This is a genomic window from Methanocella paludicola SANAE, from assembly GCF_000011005.1.
Lineage (GTDB): Archaea > Halobacteriota > Methanocellia > Methanocellales > Methanocellaceae > Methanocella > Methanocella paludicola.
This window is the reverse complement of sequence record NC_013665.1, coordinates 694,575-708,570: the sequence shown is the minus strand read 5'-3', so window position 1 is coordinate 708,570 and position 13,996 is coordinate 694,575. Positions and strand designations below refer to the sequence as shown.

Annotated in this window: 18 protein-coding genes; 6 read left to right on the top strand and 12 right to left on the bottom strand. The window is 55.2% G+C overall.

The features are described 5' to 3' along the window. The first annotated feature begins 21 nt into the window (after nucleotides 1-21). Both metG and MCP_RS03735 read left to right on the top strand, forming a co-directional pair. Entirely contained in the window at nucleotides 22-2,031 is a 2,010-nt protein-coding gene (metG, locus tag MCP_RS03740) for a methionine--tRNA ligase (RefSeq protein ID WP_012899488.1), read from the top strand. Nucleotides 2,032-2,651: 620 nt separating this feature from the next. Continuing rightward, nucleotides 2,652-2,921 carry a hypothetical protein gene (locus MCP_RS03735; protein WP_012899487.1) on the top strand — a complete coding sequence of 90 codons (270 nt, stop codon included), beginning with the start codon at nucleotides 2,652-2,654 and terminating at the stop codon, nucleotides 2,919-2,921. 32 nt (nucleotides 2,922-2,953) lie between these two features. Here MCP_RS03735 and MCP_RS03730 read toward each other — a convergent pair whose 3' ends face one another. Then, nucleotides 2,954-3,862 carry a carboxypeptidase-like regulatory domain-containing protein gene (locus MCP_RS03730; protein ID WP_012899486.1) on the bottom strand — a complete coding sequence of 303 codons (909 nt, stop codon included), beginning with the start codon at nucleotides 3,860-3,862 and terminating at the stop codon, nucleotides 2,954-2,956. Between the two features lie 166 nt (nucleotides 3,863-4,028). On the opposite strand from MCP_RS03730, the gene MCP_RS03725 reads away from it, so the two are divergent. Then, a complete protein-coding gene (locus tag MCP_RS03725; protein ID WP_012899485.1) occupies nucleotides 4,029-4,415 on the top strand; it encodes a class II SORL domain-containing protein in 387 nt (128 codons plus the stop codon). Between the two features lie 675 nt (nucleotides 4,416-5,090). On the opposite strand, the gene MCP_RS03720 is transcribed toward MCP_RS03725, so the two are convergent. From MCP_RS03720 to MCP_RS03670, 11 genes are read right to left on the bottom strand one after another with little or no spacing between them, the layout of a single operon-like run. Next, a complete protein-coding gene (locus MCP_RS03720; protein WP_012899484.1) occupies nucleotides 5,091-5,510 on the bottom strand; it encodes a secondary thiamine-phosphate synthase enzyme YjbQ in 420 nt (139 codons plus the stop codon). 2 nt (nucleotides 5,511-5,512) lie between these two features. Beyond that, entirely contained in the window at nucleotides 5,513-6,166 is a 654-nt protein-coding gene (locus tag MCP_RS03715; RefSeq protein WP_012899483.1) for a metallophosphoesterase family protein, read from the bottom strand. Between the two features lie 23 nt (nucleotides 6,167-6,189). Then, nucleotides 6,190-6,897 carry an RNA methyltransferase gene (locus MCP_RS03710; protein WP_012899482.1) on the bottom strand — a complete coding sequence of 236 codons (708 nt, stop codon included), beginning with the start codon at nucleotides 6,895-6,897 and terminating at the stop codon, nucleotides 6,190-6,192. After that, nucleotides 6,894-7,370, bottom strand: coding sequence for a cyclic pyranopterin monophosphate synthase MoaC (gene moaC / locus MCP_RS03705; RefSeq protein WP_012899481.1), 477 nt, complete (start codon nucleotides 7,368-7,370; stop codon nucleotides 6,894-6,896). The genes MCP_RS03710 and moaC overlap by 4 nt, the downstream gene beginning before the upstream one ends. Nucleotides 7,371-7,411: 41 nt before the next feature. Beyond that, nucleotides 7,412-8,854: a bifunctional ADP-dependent NAD(P)H-hydrate dehydratase/NAD(P)H-hydrate epimerase gene (locus MCP_RS03700; RefSeq protein WP_012899480.1), complete on the bottom strand. Its 1,443-nt coding sequence runs from the start codon at nucleotides 8,852-8,854 to the stop codon at nucleotides 7,412-7,414. A 44-nt stretch (nucleotides 8,855-8,898) separates the two neighbouring features. After that, nucleotides 8,899-9,477: a HemK2/MTQ2 family protein methyltransferase gene (locus MCP_RS03695; RefSeq protein ID WP_012899479.1), complete on the bottom strand. Its 579-nt coding sequence runs from the start codon at nucleotides 9,475-9,477 to the stop codon at nucleotides 8,899-8,901. Next, on the bottom strand, nucleotides 9,452-10,282 hold the full coding sequence (gene rsmA, locus MCP_RS03690) for a 16S rRNA (adenine(1518)-N(6)/adenine(1519)-N(6))-dimethyltransferase RsmA (protein ID WP_012899478.1): 831 nt from the start codon (nucleotides 10,280-10,282) through the stop codon (nucleotides 9,452-9,454). Before rsmA ends, MCP_RS03695 begins: the two co-directional genes overlap by 26 nt. Then, nucleotides 10,283-10,855, bottom strand: coding sequence for a DUF655 domain-containing protein (locus MCP_RS03685; RefSeq protein WP_012899477.1), 573 nt, complete (start codon nucleotides 10,853-10,855; stop codon nucleotides 10,283-10,285). A 55-nt stretch (nucleotides 10,856-10,910) separates the two neighbouring features. Beyond that, the gene (locus tag MCP_RS03680; protein WP_012899476.1) at nucleotides 10,911-11,261 is read right to left on the bottom strand and encodes an RNA polymerase Rpb4 family protein; all 351 of its coding nucleotides are present in this window, start codon (nucleotides 11,259-11,261) and stop codon (nucleotides 10,911-10,913) included. Between the two features lie 13 nt (nucleotides 11,262-11,274). Then, the gene (locus MCP_RS03675; protein WP_012899475.1) at nucleotides 11,275-11,583 is read right to left on the bottom strand and encodes a 50S ribosomal protein L21e; all 309 of its coding nucleotides are present in this window, start codon (nucleotides 11,581-11,583) and stop codon (nucleotides 11,275-11,277) included. Further along, entirely contained in the window at nucleotides 11,526-12,902 is a 1,377-nt protein-coding gene (locus MCP_RS03670) for a tRNA pseudouridine(54/55) synthase Pus10 (protein WP_012899474.1), read from the bottom strand. Before MCP_RS03670 ends, MCP_RS03675 begins: the two co-directional genes overlap by 58 nt. Before the next feature lie 111 nt (nucleotides 12,903-13,013). Here MCP_RS03670 and MCP_RS03665 point away from each other — a divergent pair, with 111 nt between their 5' ends. The 3 genes from MCP_RS03665 (at nucleotide 13,014) to hgcC (ending at nucleotide 13,995) form a co-directional block, all read left to right on the top strand. Beyond that, on the top strand, nucleotides 13,014-13,259 hold the full coding sequence (locus tag MCP_RS03665) for an AbrB/MazE/SpoVT family DNA-binding domain-containing protein (RefSeq protein ID WP_012899473.1): 246 nt from the start codon (nucleotides 13,014-13,016) through the stop codon (nucleotides 13,257-13,259). Nucleotides 13,260-13,402: 143 nt separating this feature from the next. Further along, complete coding sequence (locus tag MCP_RS16005; RefSeq protein ID WP_231845154.1) at nucleotides 13,403-13,645, top strand: hypothetical protein; 243 nt, start codon at nucleotides 13,403-13,405, stop codon at nucleotides 13,643-13,645. A gap of 65 nt (nucleotides 13,646-13,710) precedes the next feature. Further along, a complete protein-coding gene (hgcC, locus tag MCP_RS03655) occupies nucleotides 13,711-13,995 on the top strand; it encodes an HgcAB-associated protein HgcC (RefSeq protein ID WP_128567009.1) in 285 nt (94 codons plus the stop codon). The last annotated feature ends 1 nt before the right edge of the window (nucleotide 13,996 follow it).

Here is a 13,996-nt window from a genome sequence, read left to right as displayed (position 1 = left end):
ATCGTACAACAGGAGATTGTTATGACAGAGTTCCCGAGCGACAGACCGGTTTTGGTGACCTGCGGCCTCCCGTATGCGAACGGGGCGGCGCACATCGGCCACCTGAGGACGTATATACCCGCTGACATGTTCGTGAGGACTCTGAGGATGATGGGCCAGAATACCACGTTCGTCTGCGGCTCCGACACGCACGGCACGCCCATCGTCGTGAACGCCGAGGAGCAGGGCACCACGCCCGGCGAGCTGGTCAAAAAGTATCACCTGGTCTTCGAGCAGACATTCAAGAATTTCGAGATCGACTTTAACCATTACGGCAGCACCGACGACCTCGAGAACCATGAGCGTACCCGGTCCATCGTGCGTGACCTGGAGAAGAACGGGTACGTTTACCCGAAGGAGATCAAGGTCGCCTACTGTGGCCACTGCCAGCGCGGCCTCCCGGACCGCTATGTCGAGGGAACCTGCCCCTACTGCGGCGCCCTCGCGAGAGGCGACGAGTGCGATATCGGCTGCCAGAAACATTTAGAGCCGGGCGACATCCTGGACCCGCGGTGCAGGATCTGCGGCGGCAAGGCCGAAACGAGAGTAAAAGAGCATTTCTTCTTCAAGCTCTCTGAGTTCGGGCCGTTCCTGACAGATTACCTGAACAAGCTACATGCCACCTCTAATGTTAATTATGCGAAGGAGTGGGCGAAGGACCTGAAGGACTGGTGCATCACCCGCAACCTCGAGTGGGGTGTCAAGTACCCGGGCCACGAGGACCTCGTGGTCTACGTATGGGTGGACGCGCCTATCGGCTACATCGCCTTCACCGAGGAGTACATGAGTTCCATCGGGGAGGACTGGAAGAATATCTGGAAGGGCGACTCTCGGATCATCCACTTCATCGGCGGCGACATCATCTATCACCACTGCATCTTCTGGCCCGCCATGCTCAAGGGCGCCGGATACACGCTCCCCTGGGGCGTGGTCGCTTCGGGCATGATCAAGGTCAACGATAAGAAGTTCTCGAAGAGCCGGGGATACATCGTCTGGGTCGAGGACGACTACCTGGCCCATGGTTTCCACCCGGACCTGCTGCGCTATTACATACTGAGCTATACGTCGCATACCAAGGATATCAACTTCTCCTGGAAGGAGTTCCAGACGAAGGTCAATAAGGAGCTCGTCGGCAGCTTCGGTAACTTTGTTAACAGGGTTTTAACTTTCATTGAGTCTAAGGGCCTTGATGTGAAGGGGGAGATCGACCCCTCCGTGAGCGAGGCCATCAAGACGGCCATGAGCGTCGCGAAGGCCGAGATCGAGAACTACGAGTTCAAGAAGATCTGCGACTCGATCATAACGCTGGCCGATTTTGGCAACACGTACTTCCAGGGCCACGAGCCGTGGAAGCTCATCAAGGAGGATAAGGCGGCCTGCGAGAACGTGCTCTACAATTGTACGCAGATCGTGAAGGCGCTGGCCATACTGTCCTGGCCCTCGATCCCCGCGAAGGCGGAGGAGATCTGGGGCATGCTCGGCTACGATAAAGCCTCGCTGTCTAAAGTCCCCCTCGAGGACGCCCTGCTGCCATACGTGAGCATGGATCGCCCGAAGCCGACGATACTGTTCTCCAAGCTGGAGGACAAGAAGATCGCCGAGATGGAGAAGATCCTGAACGAGCGTGTCGCCGCCGCTGAGGCGAAGGCTGCCGGCTTTAAAGAAGTCCCGAAGGTCTCTATCGAGGAGTTCCAGAAGATCGAGATCAAGATCGGCAGGGTAATTTCGAGCGAGCGCATCAAGGGCAGCAAGAAGCTGCTGAAGAGCATGATCGACGTCGGCGAGGCCAGGCCCCGGCAGATCGTTTCGGGCATTGCGGAGCAGTATTCGCCTGAAGAGATGGTCGGGAAGACCGTGGTCGTCATCACGAACCTGAAGCCTGTAAAAATAATGGGCGTCGAGTCGAACGGCATGGTCATGGCCGCGGACTCGAATGGCGCCACGCTGCTTACGCCCGAAAAGCCATCCGAGCCAGGGACGAAGGTGCGCTAGTCGCCCTTTTTCCCCTATTCATCAATTATTACAATTCGTTACCGTATCTCCTGTGGAGCTGGATCGCTTCGGTCGGTATCACGAAACCACGAAAGACTTTTTATATCCCACGTAAAACCCAAAAACACCAAGCTCATGCCGGGCGTTCAAAACACGAAACAACCTCCCTAAGGGCTCCAAAACACTAAAAGATAGAAACACAAGAGACGGCATGAACTCCCATGGTTATGCTTTTCTCGTGTTTCAATCCTTTCGAGAGGTTCGTATTTTAGAGAGGTTGTTTCGTGTTTTAAACGCTAAAGCATCTTCCTTAGTGTTTTCGAGCCTTACGTGGGATATAAAAAAAATTTCGTGTTTTCGTGATGCCGACCGAAGGGCTGTACGTGCGTCGCATAGAAGAAAAATGTTAAAAGAGCGAACTCTGAACAGCAAATATCATTAATAATTGGACATATATGATTATGGCAATCGGGTCTCGAAATCTATCAGCACAGTCTCGTTGAGCCCTACCATTAGCTGGTCTTCACTATCGGTAAGCGCCGCAATTGTATAACATTTTAACGTAAATAAAATAATAATATATTTATATAAAATGAAGATGAATATTAATTTAGATTAGCATGCATGGCCTCATATTCTATGCGGTAGAGTTCATCGCCATCCTGACAGGCGTCGTACTCATACACAAGTTCATTTACAATAGAAAAAGGGAGTACGACATGGGCTCGCTATACCTGAGCGTGCTGGCCGCCACCTACATCTTCATCGTGGCCGTATGCATGCACGAGTTCGGCATCGAGACCGGGTTCATAAGCGGGCTCATCGGCGGAGGGGTAGCCGTGGCGCTGCTCGATTCGGCCACGGGGTTCCTGCACAACTCAGGATATTAGGGCCGATATTATGATTAGGGCTAATCTTATGATTAGAGCCTTCTTTTTATCGTCGCTGCCGCCACGATAGCCCCGGCTGCCAGTAATGCCGGCAGCGCAGGAGTCGGGACGGGCGTTGCGGACGGAGCCCCTGTCGTTGGCGAAGCACTGGGCGTCGGCGTGAGCGTGGCGGGGGATATGAACACATAATCCGGTATGGCGACATTAGCTGTTATAGTGCCCGAGCCCTCGTACATGTCGATCAGCCGGTAATAGCTGTGGCCTTCCTTTTCGGCGGTCACGTTGTACGAGCCCACCGGCACGTAGACGAACGTGTACATGCCCGGCGCGGCGGTCCTGCCGTCGTTTGAAAGCTGCGGGTTGTCCTTCGAGGCGAGCATCTTCGTATTTGCGGTGCCGTTCCAGTGCCACAGCGTCACGGTGGCGTCATGGATGCCATTGCGGTTCTGGTCGGTGACGATGCCCGATACGGTGCCCCAGCCCACGACCCGGACACGGCAGGTGTCGCTGAGCCTGTGCCCATAGATGATCTCCGACTCGGCCGTGATGTTCACGAATCCGGTCCGGTTGTGGGCGATAAGTAGTATCTTCGCCTGCCCGTTGGCGTCGCTGGGCCTGGTCCGGTTGTAGGGCTCCAGGTAGGCGATGCTGTCGTTATCGGATGAGAATGTGATCGGGATGTTGGCCATGTGGTAAGGCGCCCCGTTCAGGTATAGCTGGGCCGTGATGACCGAAACGTGGACGCTCTGCGCTCCGAGCTCGTCGTATATCGTGTAGTTGATGTCTTTCGCGTCTTCGATGGTGAATGTCGTGGACGGGTATACGAGGGTCACGGGCGACCAGTAAAGCGTCGTAACATTTTGCGCTTCCTGGGCGTTCGCCGACACAGCGAGGCAGATACATGCCAGAAAACTAATTGTGATGAGGGCCTTCCGGAACATAGCAAGTAGCCCATAATCGATATGAGCCTATATATTTTCCTCTCTTTAAGGAAGCCGCCCCTGCGGACTTTATTTCGGGAACGTTATTTATATGTGGGAAATTATACGTAATATTTAATTAGTGAACATAGGCCTGGAGCATAAGCTCCTCACAAAGGTGAACATTATGATGAAAGTTGCCGAAACTACCCCTAACCTCTTCGAGAAGGTCAACTACCCGAAAGACCCGAATAACATGACCGACCTGGAGAAAAAGCACTGGCCCAGGATCGAGTGCCCCGACACTGTCGAGGCGAACAAGCCGTTCGACGTTACTATTAATATTGGCGTGGGCATCGACCACCCGAGCGAGCTGGCGCACTTCATCGAGTGGATCAGCCTGGGTCGTACTGATGGTAATATTGAGATGTGCCGCGAGGTGCTGCTACCAAAGTTCTCGTATCCCCGTGTTACGTTCAAGGTCGCCCTCGATAAGAGCACCACGCTCGTGGCCCGGGAGAGCTGTAACCTGCACGGGTTATGGGAGAATAAGAAACAGGTTAACGTAAAATAACTTTTTATCTTTCCCATTTTTTATTACGTTTATGCGATTATCCATTTTAGCTTATGCAGTATTTCACTTGCGCTGTTTAGTTCGGTCGGTATCACGAACCTCTCCAAAGGAATTAAACCACTAATTTTTCTTTTTAGATTTTTATCACGAAGCCTCTAAGCCTCGAACTCACCGTCAACGCACGAACTCTCTAATACACAGGGCAGTGCTCTAAGCCTCTAACGCGCTAACCCGAAAAGAAGTCTCTAAGGCTCTAAATCACGTTTGAAACGCTAAACAGTAGAGCACGAACACTCCAAGAGCCCGGTTGTTACCCCGCATTTAGGGTGTTTGAGTCGTTGGCGATTTAGCCGAGCCTTAGAGAGTTAGTGCTATGTCGTTTAGCGTTTCGAACGTGCATTCGAGTTTTCGAGCCTTCTTTTCGGGTTTGAGGCTTCGAGAATTCGAGCAATGCCCAGAGTATTAGGGAGTTCGGGCATTGACGGTGTTTTAGAGGCTCAGGGATTTAGTGAGTAAAATCTTAAAGAAGAATTAGTGGTTTAATTCCTTTGGAGAGGTTCGAGTTACCGACCGAACTAATTTTCGCCCACAGGGAGCAGTGCATGAGGTCAAGGCGATGTTACCGATCGAACCGATTTACACAAAGCCTGCATGACTATAAGGGAACGATATATTTTACTCACCCATGGCCTGCACGATAACGTTCCTGGACCGGGGGCGGTTATCGAAGTCGATGAAGATAATCTGCTGCCAGGTGCCGAGCATCAGCCGGCCGTTCTGAAAGGGCACGACCAGGCTCGGCCCTATAGTCGATGCGCGGACGTGGGAGTGGCCGTTGCCGTCGCCCCACCGGGCGTCATGGTCGTAATGCGCCTCCCTGGGCGCCAGCTTTTCCATCGCCCGCGGGAAATCCTTGAGCAGGCCCGGCTCGTACTCGATAGTGGTAATAGAGGCCGTGCTGCCAGGCACGAACACGATCACGATGCCGCTCGTGAGGCCGGAGGCGGTCAGAGAGTCCTGGACATTCGACGTGATGTCGATCATGTCGTCCCGGCCTTTTGACTGGAACGAGAACGTCTTCGTGACCACTGTCATGCTTATCCCTTTATGAGCTCGGCCTTAGCGTTGCCTTTTTCGTCGATCTCGACGATGGCGGCATTGCCCTCGCTGGCGACCCCGGGGTTTACAACGATTGTATCGCCCATCTTCGAAATGCCCGGGTCCTCGTGGATGTGGCCGCAGACGATGACCTTGAACTTCGGCCCTAGCTGAGCGACGGCCTCGCTTCCTACGTGTACGCCGTTCGGAATCCTGTCCTGATAGCCTTTAGGTGGCGCATGCGAGATCAGCACCATCGGGCCCTTCACGCCCTTTACAAGCTCCTCCAGAGTCTTACGGATCTCGTCCTCGCTCAGCTCGAAGGGCGTGCCGAACGGCGTCGGGTTCGAGCCGCCGATGCCAACGAACGTTATGCCGTCGAAGGTGATGCGCTCCCGGTGTAGGCACACGTCCTCCCTCTCGAGCAGGCGGACGATCTCCTTAGGGTCGCAGTTGCCCGGAACGGCCAGGATGGGGCGGGGCAGCATGTCGATGATCTGTTTTGCCTTTTCCACGGGGCCGAACTCGGTCAGGTCGCCCGCGATGAGCGTGCCGTCGACGCCGGGCGGGTTCCCGCCGGCGCCCGCCTTATGGAGTATGTCGATGGCCTTATCGTAATTGCCATGAAAATCGGTGACTGCGAGAAATCTCATGATGAAAAATGATTTTTTAATGATTATCTTTTTTTCGCCCGCTCAAGCGCCAGGCCTATCTCGTGGAGCACGCCCATCATGGTGTAATACTCCCGCCGGTTGAGCATGGCACGGCCGTATATGCGCCTGAGCATCATCATGGTCTTGTCCTTTTTGTGTTCCGGGTAGTTGATGTCGTCGAGGAGATTGCTATAATTCTCGTATAGCCGGTCTACGTCCTCGCGGTCGGCCAGCGCCACGTTGCCGCCTTTGAAGCCCGATAGCTCGTAAAGGAAAATAGAGACGGCCTGGGCCAGGTTCATGATCGGGTAGTCCTTAGAAGTGGGGATGTATGCGACTATATCGCAGCGCTCGACGATCTCGTTGGGAAGGCCGGCGTCCTCGCGGCCGAATATGAGCGCCGCGGTCCCGGATTTATCCTCCAGCATCGTGCGGAGCTCTTTAGGATTATAGAACGGGTACCGGACGTGGCTGTTTATATGCGCGCCTGGCTTGCCGGTCGTTGCTACCAGTAAGTCCGCCCCTTCGAGGGCCTCATCAAAAGTATCAACGATGCGGGCGGTAGCGAGAAGGTCCTGCGCGTGCGAGGCCATGGCCTTCGCGAAGTTATCGAGCCTGCAGGGCTTCACTAGAACGATGTCCGCGAAGCCGAAATTTTTCATGGAGCGGCACACCGACCCCACGTTACCCTCATAGAGCGGCTCGATAAGAACGACACGAATTGAGATCATTGCTTAGCCTTGATCTTTTTATCGACGACGATATTAGTGATCTTCGTTTCAGGATAGTTGCCGGTCTCGTCTTTCTCGACAGCCTTCACCATGTCCCAGATGGTCAGCAGCGCGGTGCTGACGGCGCACAGGGCTTCCATTTCGACGCCCGTCTTGCCCACGGAGCGGACTTCGGCAATGGCCTTGATATCCGTATCTCCGACCTCGAACTCGACGTCGATGCCCGTGATGGGTATCTGGTGGCAGAGGGGAATGGTCTCCCATGTGTGCTTTGCCGCCTGGATGGCCGCGATGCGGGCCGCAGCCAGGACGTTGCCCTTCTTCACGTTGCCCGCCTTGATGAGGGCCATCGTCTCCTTCGTAAGGTGAATGGTGCCGCTCGCCCGGGCGATGCGGACGACCTCCTCCTTGGATCCCACGTCGACCATCTTGACCTTGTCGCCCTCGACGTGAGTAAAATCGGTGGAACGCATGATATGTGAAGTTGTCGGATGTGCCTTAATTATTTTTCGTCTTATGCGTGCCGGTATCGTTTTACCGCATACGGCAGCCAGTGGATGACGTCCGTGGCGACCAGGCCGTAGCCCTTATCCTCGAATGCCATGTCTCCCGCGGCGCCGCTGATGAAAGCCGCTGCGCACGCCGCCTTGAAGGCGTCGTTGCGGCAGTAGAAGGCGCCTGTGATGCCGGCCAGTACGTCCCCGGTCCCGCCAACGGCCATGCCCGGATTACCCGTACTATTGATCTTTACCTCATTGCCATCGCTCACTACGGCAGGGCTGCCTTTCCATAGCGTGACCACCTTATTTTGTGCTGAGAATTTTCTGACTTTTTCGGCTGCTGCAGTATCCTTTGGCCCCAGGGTCTCGCCGCTGAGCCGGTTGAACTCGTGGACGTTGGGCGTGACGATACCGCTAAGGGGTATCTCCGTCTGCAAAACGTCGGCGTCGATGACGGCACGCTCGCACAGCGGTATTATCCGTCCGGCCGCGGCAAGCGTCTCAGGCTCCCGGCCAAGGCCCATGCCGATGACGACCGCGTGGTGCCTCGATATTAATTCCTTCAACATGGGAACGTCCTTTTCGACAAGGAAGTCCTCGTCCGACAGCGGCCTCACGATCAGGTCGGGCGAGAAGGAAGCGATGATATCTGCCGCCCGTTTAGGCGCGGCGACCGTGACGATCTCGGCGCCCGCGCGATATGCCGCCATCGCGGCCATCGCAGGCGCGCCGGTGTACGGCCCTCCGCCAATGATCAGTAGACGCCCTCCGCCGCCCTTTTCCACGAAGTCGCCGCGGGACCTGAGCCCCACCATGCTGCCGGGGCCAATATGAGTAAAGGCCTTTTTAGGTATGCCGATGTCGACAACTTCGACCTTATACCTGTCCAGCCCCTTTTTAGGAGCGTAAAAAGTGATCACAAGGTCGGCATCGACGCATTCGGCGCATTCTCCCGTATGGGCGTCCAGGCCGCTGGGCACGTCAAGCGAAACTCTGGGGGCAGGGCTTTGGTTCATGTAACGTATGGCAGTTCGAGCAGGCTCCCTCGGGGTGCCCTGGAAGCCCGTGCCAAGGACGGCGTCGACGATGAGGTCGCACCCGTCGAACGCTTCCTTCGGGACCTCCTCAGGCAGTATGGACTCTACGACGGGGATCCCCATGCCTCTTACGATCTCGATATTCGCGAGCGCAGGGCCCTCTTTGACCTGGCCCACCCTGCCTAAGAGGACGATAAGCACGCCGTACCCGGCCTCACGGAGGAATCGGGCCGTGACAAAGCCATCGCCGCCGTTGTTGCCCGTGCCGCAGACGACGAGCACGTTACATCTCTTGAACAGCGCGATGATGGACTCGGCCGCCTTGCGGCCGGCGTTCTCCATCAGCTCCCCGTAGCTCACGCCAAAATAGTCCGAGTTCGCCTCGAGCGCCCTCATATCCTCCACGGTGATGGGCTTCAACCTACGTACCTCGCGAATTAGTATTCATTTAGACGTAATAATGCTTACCGGGAAAATCTCAGGACCACCAGCTTTTCGAAAGGCACCTTTTCTATCGCCGCAGTTGCCATATGGAAGCCCTTATCCTTGAATAGTGCCTCTGTCTCGTCGATGCCCGTGATGGACGATATGACCGCCAGGATCCGGCCGCCAGGGGCCAGGATGCGGTCGATGTCCTTTATGAAGCGCTCGATCTCCCGCCGCCCCGTCAGGCCTCCGTCGAAGGCCCGGTTCAGCCACGAGCCGAGCTGTTCTTCGGGCACCGTTGGAAGGTAGGGCGGGTTAAAGATAATGAGGTCAAATTGGCTGCAAATCCCCGAGTAAAGGTCGGCCCTTACGACAGGCACACCGTTAATGCGGGCGTTACGACAGGCGATGGGGCTGATGTCCGTGGCCACTACCTTTGCTGCGATATCCTTAACGAAAAGCGAGACCACGCCGCTGCCCGTGCCCACTTCCAGGACGCGGTCGTCTGGCTTGACTTCCTTCAGCGCCGCCTCCACCAGCAGGTAGGAGTCCTCGCCGGGGTCATAAACGTCGTCCAGCAGCTCGAACTCTTTATTTCGATAGACCCGAACGCTCATGAGCCGTCAACTCGTATAGCCTGTCCGCAAGCGCGGCATATTCTTCCGGCGATACCTCTTCGGCGCGCTTATCCATCAGGTCTGGCGGCAGTCGGGATACGAGCGCTTTCATGCCATGAATGCCCATGATGTGGGCGCCATTCACCAGCGCGTTCCGGAGGCGCTTGCGCCGCTGCGTGAAGGCGGCCGTAACGAGCGCCATGAACAGCGCCCTGTCCTTAACGGAGTATGCTGCCGGCCTGGGCGTGACCCTGACGACGGCGGACTCCACCTCCGGCGGCGGAGAGAACGCCTGAGGAGGCACCTTCATCAGTATCTCCACGTCGGCGAAATGCTGGACGTCCACGGAGAGCCGGGAGTAGTCCGGCTCCCCGACCCGCGCGATCATGCGCTGCGCGAACTCGCGCTGGTACATTAAAATGCCGAGCTTAAAATTATTTTTTAATAGTTTGAACGTAACGTCGGAGGATATCGAGTATGGCAGGTTCGCCACGACCTTGTCGAACCGCGGGAACTCCACCTTCAGGGCGTTTCCCTTAATGATAGTAACGTTGGACCCCTTGAACTTCTCCTCTAAAAGCGCCACAAGCGCAGGGTCCATCTCGATGGTGTAAACATGGCGGGCCTTTTGTGCCAGCAGCTCGGTCAGGTTCCCGGGGCCCGTGCCGATCTCCAGTACATCCTCATCCTTATGGATATCAGCAATAGCGACTATCTTCTTTAGAATATTAAGGTCAATTAAAAAATGTTGGTCTTTGCGCTTATCGGGCGCGATAAATGCGGTCAACGCTGTAAATGCGGGCATTTACCTGGCGTACATACGGTACTTCATCTGCTCGTCCTGGATCTCCTGCTCGATACGCTTGGCGATAAGCTTATCGGGGTGATGCAGGCCTTTGATACGAGTCTCGATATCGGCGAAACTCTTGAACTTACCCTTCTTACGCTCGTCGATAATGGCCCACATCATCTTCTTACCGATGCCCGGCAAAAGCTCCAGCATGTGCAGCCTGGTCGTAATAGGCTGAGCGGTGTTAAAGAACTCCACGTACTTAGCCTCGTTCTCCTTCACGATCTTCTCGATCATGTAGGGAAGCTCGACCTTAGCGCTGGGAGTCAGCTCATCGTACCGCAGGCGCTTCTCCACGTGCTTGACGATGTCCCTCTCGCCCTTGCCCACGAACACCTTGCTCTCGATCTCCACGCGGGCGCCCTCCTTGACGCTCAGCTCGAGCAGGATGAAGAACTCGGCCCCTAGCGCCTGGGCTAAAGGCTTGCGCAGATGAATGGGCCTGGTATCCTCGGCGTGCCCTGTAGGAAGGAAATCGATGATATAGGCGAATTGTTCTTTTATATCAGTAGTGTGGGTTATTGGCATCAAGGGTCGCCCTCATACAATATAACACGTTATAATAAAAAAAGATTGCTTAGGCTTAGATATACTTACCGACTATATCCAGAATAGCCTTAAGCTCTGCTTCATTAAGCGTAAACCGCTCTTTCGCGTAGATCGCCCTGAGCTCATCCTTCGAGCGGGGGCAAAGGTTGGCGATCTTGACTGCGATGTCCAGCTTCATCTTTTCAAGGGTAAGAAGCTCGTTCACCATGTCCCTCGACTCTTTGGCGCCGATCTTCGAGAACTTATTGGCGTGCTCGACCGCGCGCTTCTGTTCGTAGCGCAGCTCCTGGCCCGCCTTCTCCCGCTCGTCCCTGATGGCGTTAAGGGTGTCCCGGACTTCCGGGAGGGTGATCAACTCTTCGCTTATTACCTTCTTGATGATCATAAGATGTCACCGTTCACTGCTCAGCGGGCTGGTCCTTCTGGGGCCTGAGGTGCTGCGGGCGGGCGATGATCTCCTTCCGGAGGCCGCCGTCGTACATCTCTAACAGGTAAGCCCTGCCGCGGGTACCGGTGACGGTGCACGTCTTGCCCTGGAACCTGCGGTACGGCATGCCCTTGTGGACGCTCGGGTCGATGTCGATGTGGACCTTTTGCCCGACAGTGAATTCCTGAACGGCGCGGCTGACGGGCGAGAAGCCCCTCTCTCTTAGCGCCTTTGTGAACTTGTACCTGGTCTTTTTTCTTTCACCATGTGATCTTGCCATGATATTCCTCCTTCGACGTTCATTACGTCCAGCTCTGTGACGCGTGCCTGCCTGTTGAGCAGGGCCGATAGCGACGGGCTCGTCCGGCCATTATCGCCGGACACCAGCTCCTTCACATATAGCCCGCCTTCACAGCGGACGGTGATAGTGAAATACTTATCGGCTTCGTTGAGCTCCCCCAGAGTTATGGAGTGGACTTTACGCTTCCTCTCCAGGTCCGCCCGGCGGTGCGAGACCCTTACGGGTGTCCGCTGGAGGATAGTCGAGTTAGATAAAGTAGCTAACGAAGATTTAAGCGTTTCTATTGAAATATCGTCATTGTATATAACTTTAAGCCTGTAGGTCTTGTCGGGCTTTATGCTCTTTACCTGTTCTACTGAGTCTTTATCGACGTAGTGGAGGCCCGAGACCGCTACTTTTTCCGAAGCGTATGCGTTGATGCGCTCCCTCAGGGCATCCAGGTCGACCCAGCGGACACGGGGGTTGATGACCTCCATGACGAAGGGCCTGCCGTCCCCGAGCATGCGCCCGTCTATGTCCTCGCGGCCCGCCCCGTGCAGTATGGCGTCGCCGGCCTTGAACTCGTCGATGACCTCGTGGTTGATCTGCTCCTCGACGGAGGTGGGGTACATCTTTCCGGTGCCCTTGCAGTGTTCGCACTCCGCTTCGCCTTTCTTGCCCTTTCCGCCGCACTCCCTGCAGGGCCAGCGGGTCTGGGGGATGTCACGGACGTACTTGTTGTATCGCCCGTAGATGAAGAGCGAGTTGATCTTCGGCACAACGCGGTCGGCCGCCAGGTCGATGGTGAAGACCACGTCCGGGCGCTTGAAATCGACCTCCTTCCCCGTCTTCTGTGATACGGCCTTGCCGACCTCCCGGTTGAGCTCCGCCTTAAGGGGCTCGGCGTGTGCCACGCCGCACTCGGCCCAGATGACCTCCTCCTTTTCGGAGTATATGGGCGGCACTTTCGTGCCGACGAGCAGCGTGTCGTGCTCGTAGCCGCTCACGGACTCGATACACCTGTCGGCCCACTTCTGTATGTTCTCGGGGTTCTGGAAGAGCCCGCGGCAAAGCCAGCATTCCTCGTCCTGGCCCTCGATGCCGAGCACCTTGCGCGCCTGTGCGAAGGCCGGCGCCAGCAATTGCTGCGTCTCCCTGTCGCCGTCCGCCGCCGCCTGCATGGACATCTCCGTCTTGATGGCGAAGCCGCGCTGGGCGTTGGTCAGCCCCGTCGAGAGCTTGCCGAACTGGCGGCCCAGGCACGGATCACAGACCGGGCCCTCCTTGAGTATGCACTTTGCCGTTTCGATGATCGTCATTGTCGAGTCCCATGATGTATTTGTAGCTTTTAATACTTTCTTTAATAACTTTAAAATGAACATTAGATAACTTTAAATTTTTATCAATACTTTAATTAGTTGTGATGTTAAATGGATGCCAGTTCAAGTAAAGTATCAAGCCAAAACCAGATCACGTTGCCGGCCGAGGTACGCGATAGGCTGGGCATCGGACCTGGCGATAAGGTCGTGTTCGTCGAGGAGGACGATAAGGTCGTTATCAGGAACCTGAAAGATCTGATCTACGAGGTAGTTGAAGGTTTCAAGGATTTTGACAAAACGGATAAAGAGTTCAGGGATGCATGGGCAAAAAGGCTGAAGAGAGAAGGTATTGACTGATGGACATTTGCATGGATCCTAATGTTTTTAGCAGCGGTCCGAATTTCCTGGAATGGATGAGAAAAAAAGACGTGAAAGGTTATCTGTCCTCCCTTGCTTTTATGGAGCTTTCATATTATGAGATGAAAAGAGTTGGCGGGTCAATGGTTAAGTTCCTGGGGGTTTTGAATGGCCTGGACATTGAGATCGTATCATTTGACAAGGGACAGGCTATGATCGCAGCAAAAAATGCCCTGCATGGACATGATTTTTCGGACAATGCCGTCGATTATGGCATCGGAGCGTATGCATATAAGCGTAAGATACCGCTCGTGACGAATAATAAAAAGCATTTTCAATGGGTGGGCGAGGTCTATACGCCGGCCGAGTTCATGAAAAAGCAGTAGATATTTCTGATTTATCAGAAAAGTATTAATATTCAGAAAGACATCTACTCCTCTGGCGATAGCCTATGGGAAGAAAGGCGAAAAAGGACATGGAGCCCCCGTGCTGCCAGACGAACGTGGGCGGCTACAGGGTCGAGGCGATGGTGAGCGTCGACGAGCGGGGCCAGATGGTGATGCCTAAGGAATTGAGGGATAAGATCGGCATAAAGGCCGGCGACAAGCTGGTGGTGCTGAGCTGGCAGAGCGAAGGCGACGTATGCTGCATCTCGCTTATCAAGACGGACTATTTCCTTAGCATAATGAAGGACAGGCTCGGGCCCATGATGGGCGAGCTTACGACGGGGAAATAAA

Excerpts from the sequence above, each read along its gene's own strand:
- MCP_RS03670 (WP_012899474.1), bottom strand. The coding sequence starts at position 12,902 with ATGACGATCATCGAAACGGCAAAGTGCATACTCAAGGAGGGCCCGGTC.
- MCP_RS03680 (WP_012899476.1), bottom strand. The coding sequence starts at position 11,261 with ATGATCATCAAGAAGGTAATAAGCGAAGAGTTGATCACCCTCCCGGAA.
- metG (WP_012899488.1), top strand. The coding sequence starts at position 22 with ATGACAGAGTTCCCGAGCGACAGACCGGTTTTGGTGACCTGCGGCCTC.
- MCP_RS03695 (WP_012899479.1), bottom strand. The coding sequence starts at position 9,477 with ATGAGCGTTCGGGTCTATCGAAATAAAGAGTTCGAGCTGCTGGACGAC.
- MCP_RS03675 (WP_012899475.1), bottom strand. The coding sequence starts at position 11,583 with ATGGCAAGATCACATGGTGAAAGAAAAAAGACCAGGTACAAGTTCACA.
- MCP_RS03715 (WP_012899483.1), bottom strand. The coding sequence starts at position 6,166 with ATGAGATTTCTCGCAGTCACCGATTTTCATGGCAATTACGATAAGGCC.
- MCP_RS03730 (WP_012899486.1), bottom strand. The coding sequence starts at position 3,862 with ATGTTCCGGAAGGCCCTCATCACAATTAGTTTTCTGGCATGTATCTGC.
- MCP_RS16005 (WP_231845154.1), top strand. The coding sequence starts at position 13,403 with ATGGTTAAGTTCCTGGGGGTTTTGAATGGCCTGGACATTGAGATCGTA.
- MCP_RS03725 (WP_012899485.1), top strand. The coding sequence starts at position 4,029 with ATGATGAAAGTTGCCGAAACTACCCCTAACCTCTTCGAGAAGGTCAAC.
- MCP_RS03685 (WP_012899477.1), bottom strand. The coding sequence starts at position 10,855 with ATGCCAATAACCCACACTACTGATATAAAAGAACAATTCGCCTATATC.
- MCP_RS03720 (WP_012899484.1), bottom strand. The coding sequence starts at position 5,510 with ATGACAGTGGTCACGAAGACGTTCTCGTTCCAGTCAAAAGGCCGGGAC.
- MCP_RS03735 (WP_012899487.1), top strand. The coding sequence starts at position 2,652 with ATGCATGGCCTCATATTCTATGCGGTAGAGTTCATCGCCATCCTGACA.
- MCP_RS03665 (WP_012899473.1), top strand. The coding sequence starts at position 13,014 with ATGGATGCCAGTTCAAGTAAAGTATCAAGCCAAAACCAGATCACGTTG.
- MCP_RS03710 (WP_012899482.1), bottom strand. The coding sequence starts at position 6,897 with ATGATCTCAATTCGTGTCGTTCTTATCGAGCCGCTCTATGAGGGTAAC.
- hgcC (WP_128567009.1), top strand. The coding sequence starts at position 13,711 with ATGGGAAGAAAGGCGAAAAAGGACATGGAGCCCCCGTGCTGCCAGACG.
- moaC (WP_012899481.1), bottom strand. The coding sequence starts at position 7,370 with ATGCGTTCCACCGATTTTACTCACGTCGAGGGCGACAAGGTCAAGATG.
- rsmA (WP_012899478.1), bottom strand. The coding sequence starts at position 10,282 with ATGCCCGCATTTACAGCGTTGACCGCATTTATCGCGCCCGATAAGCGC.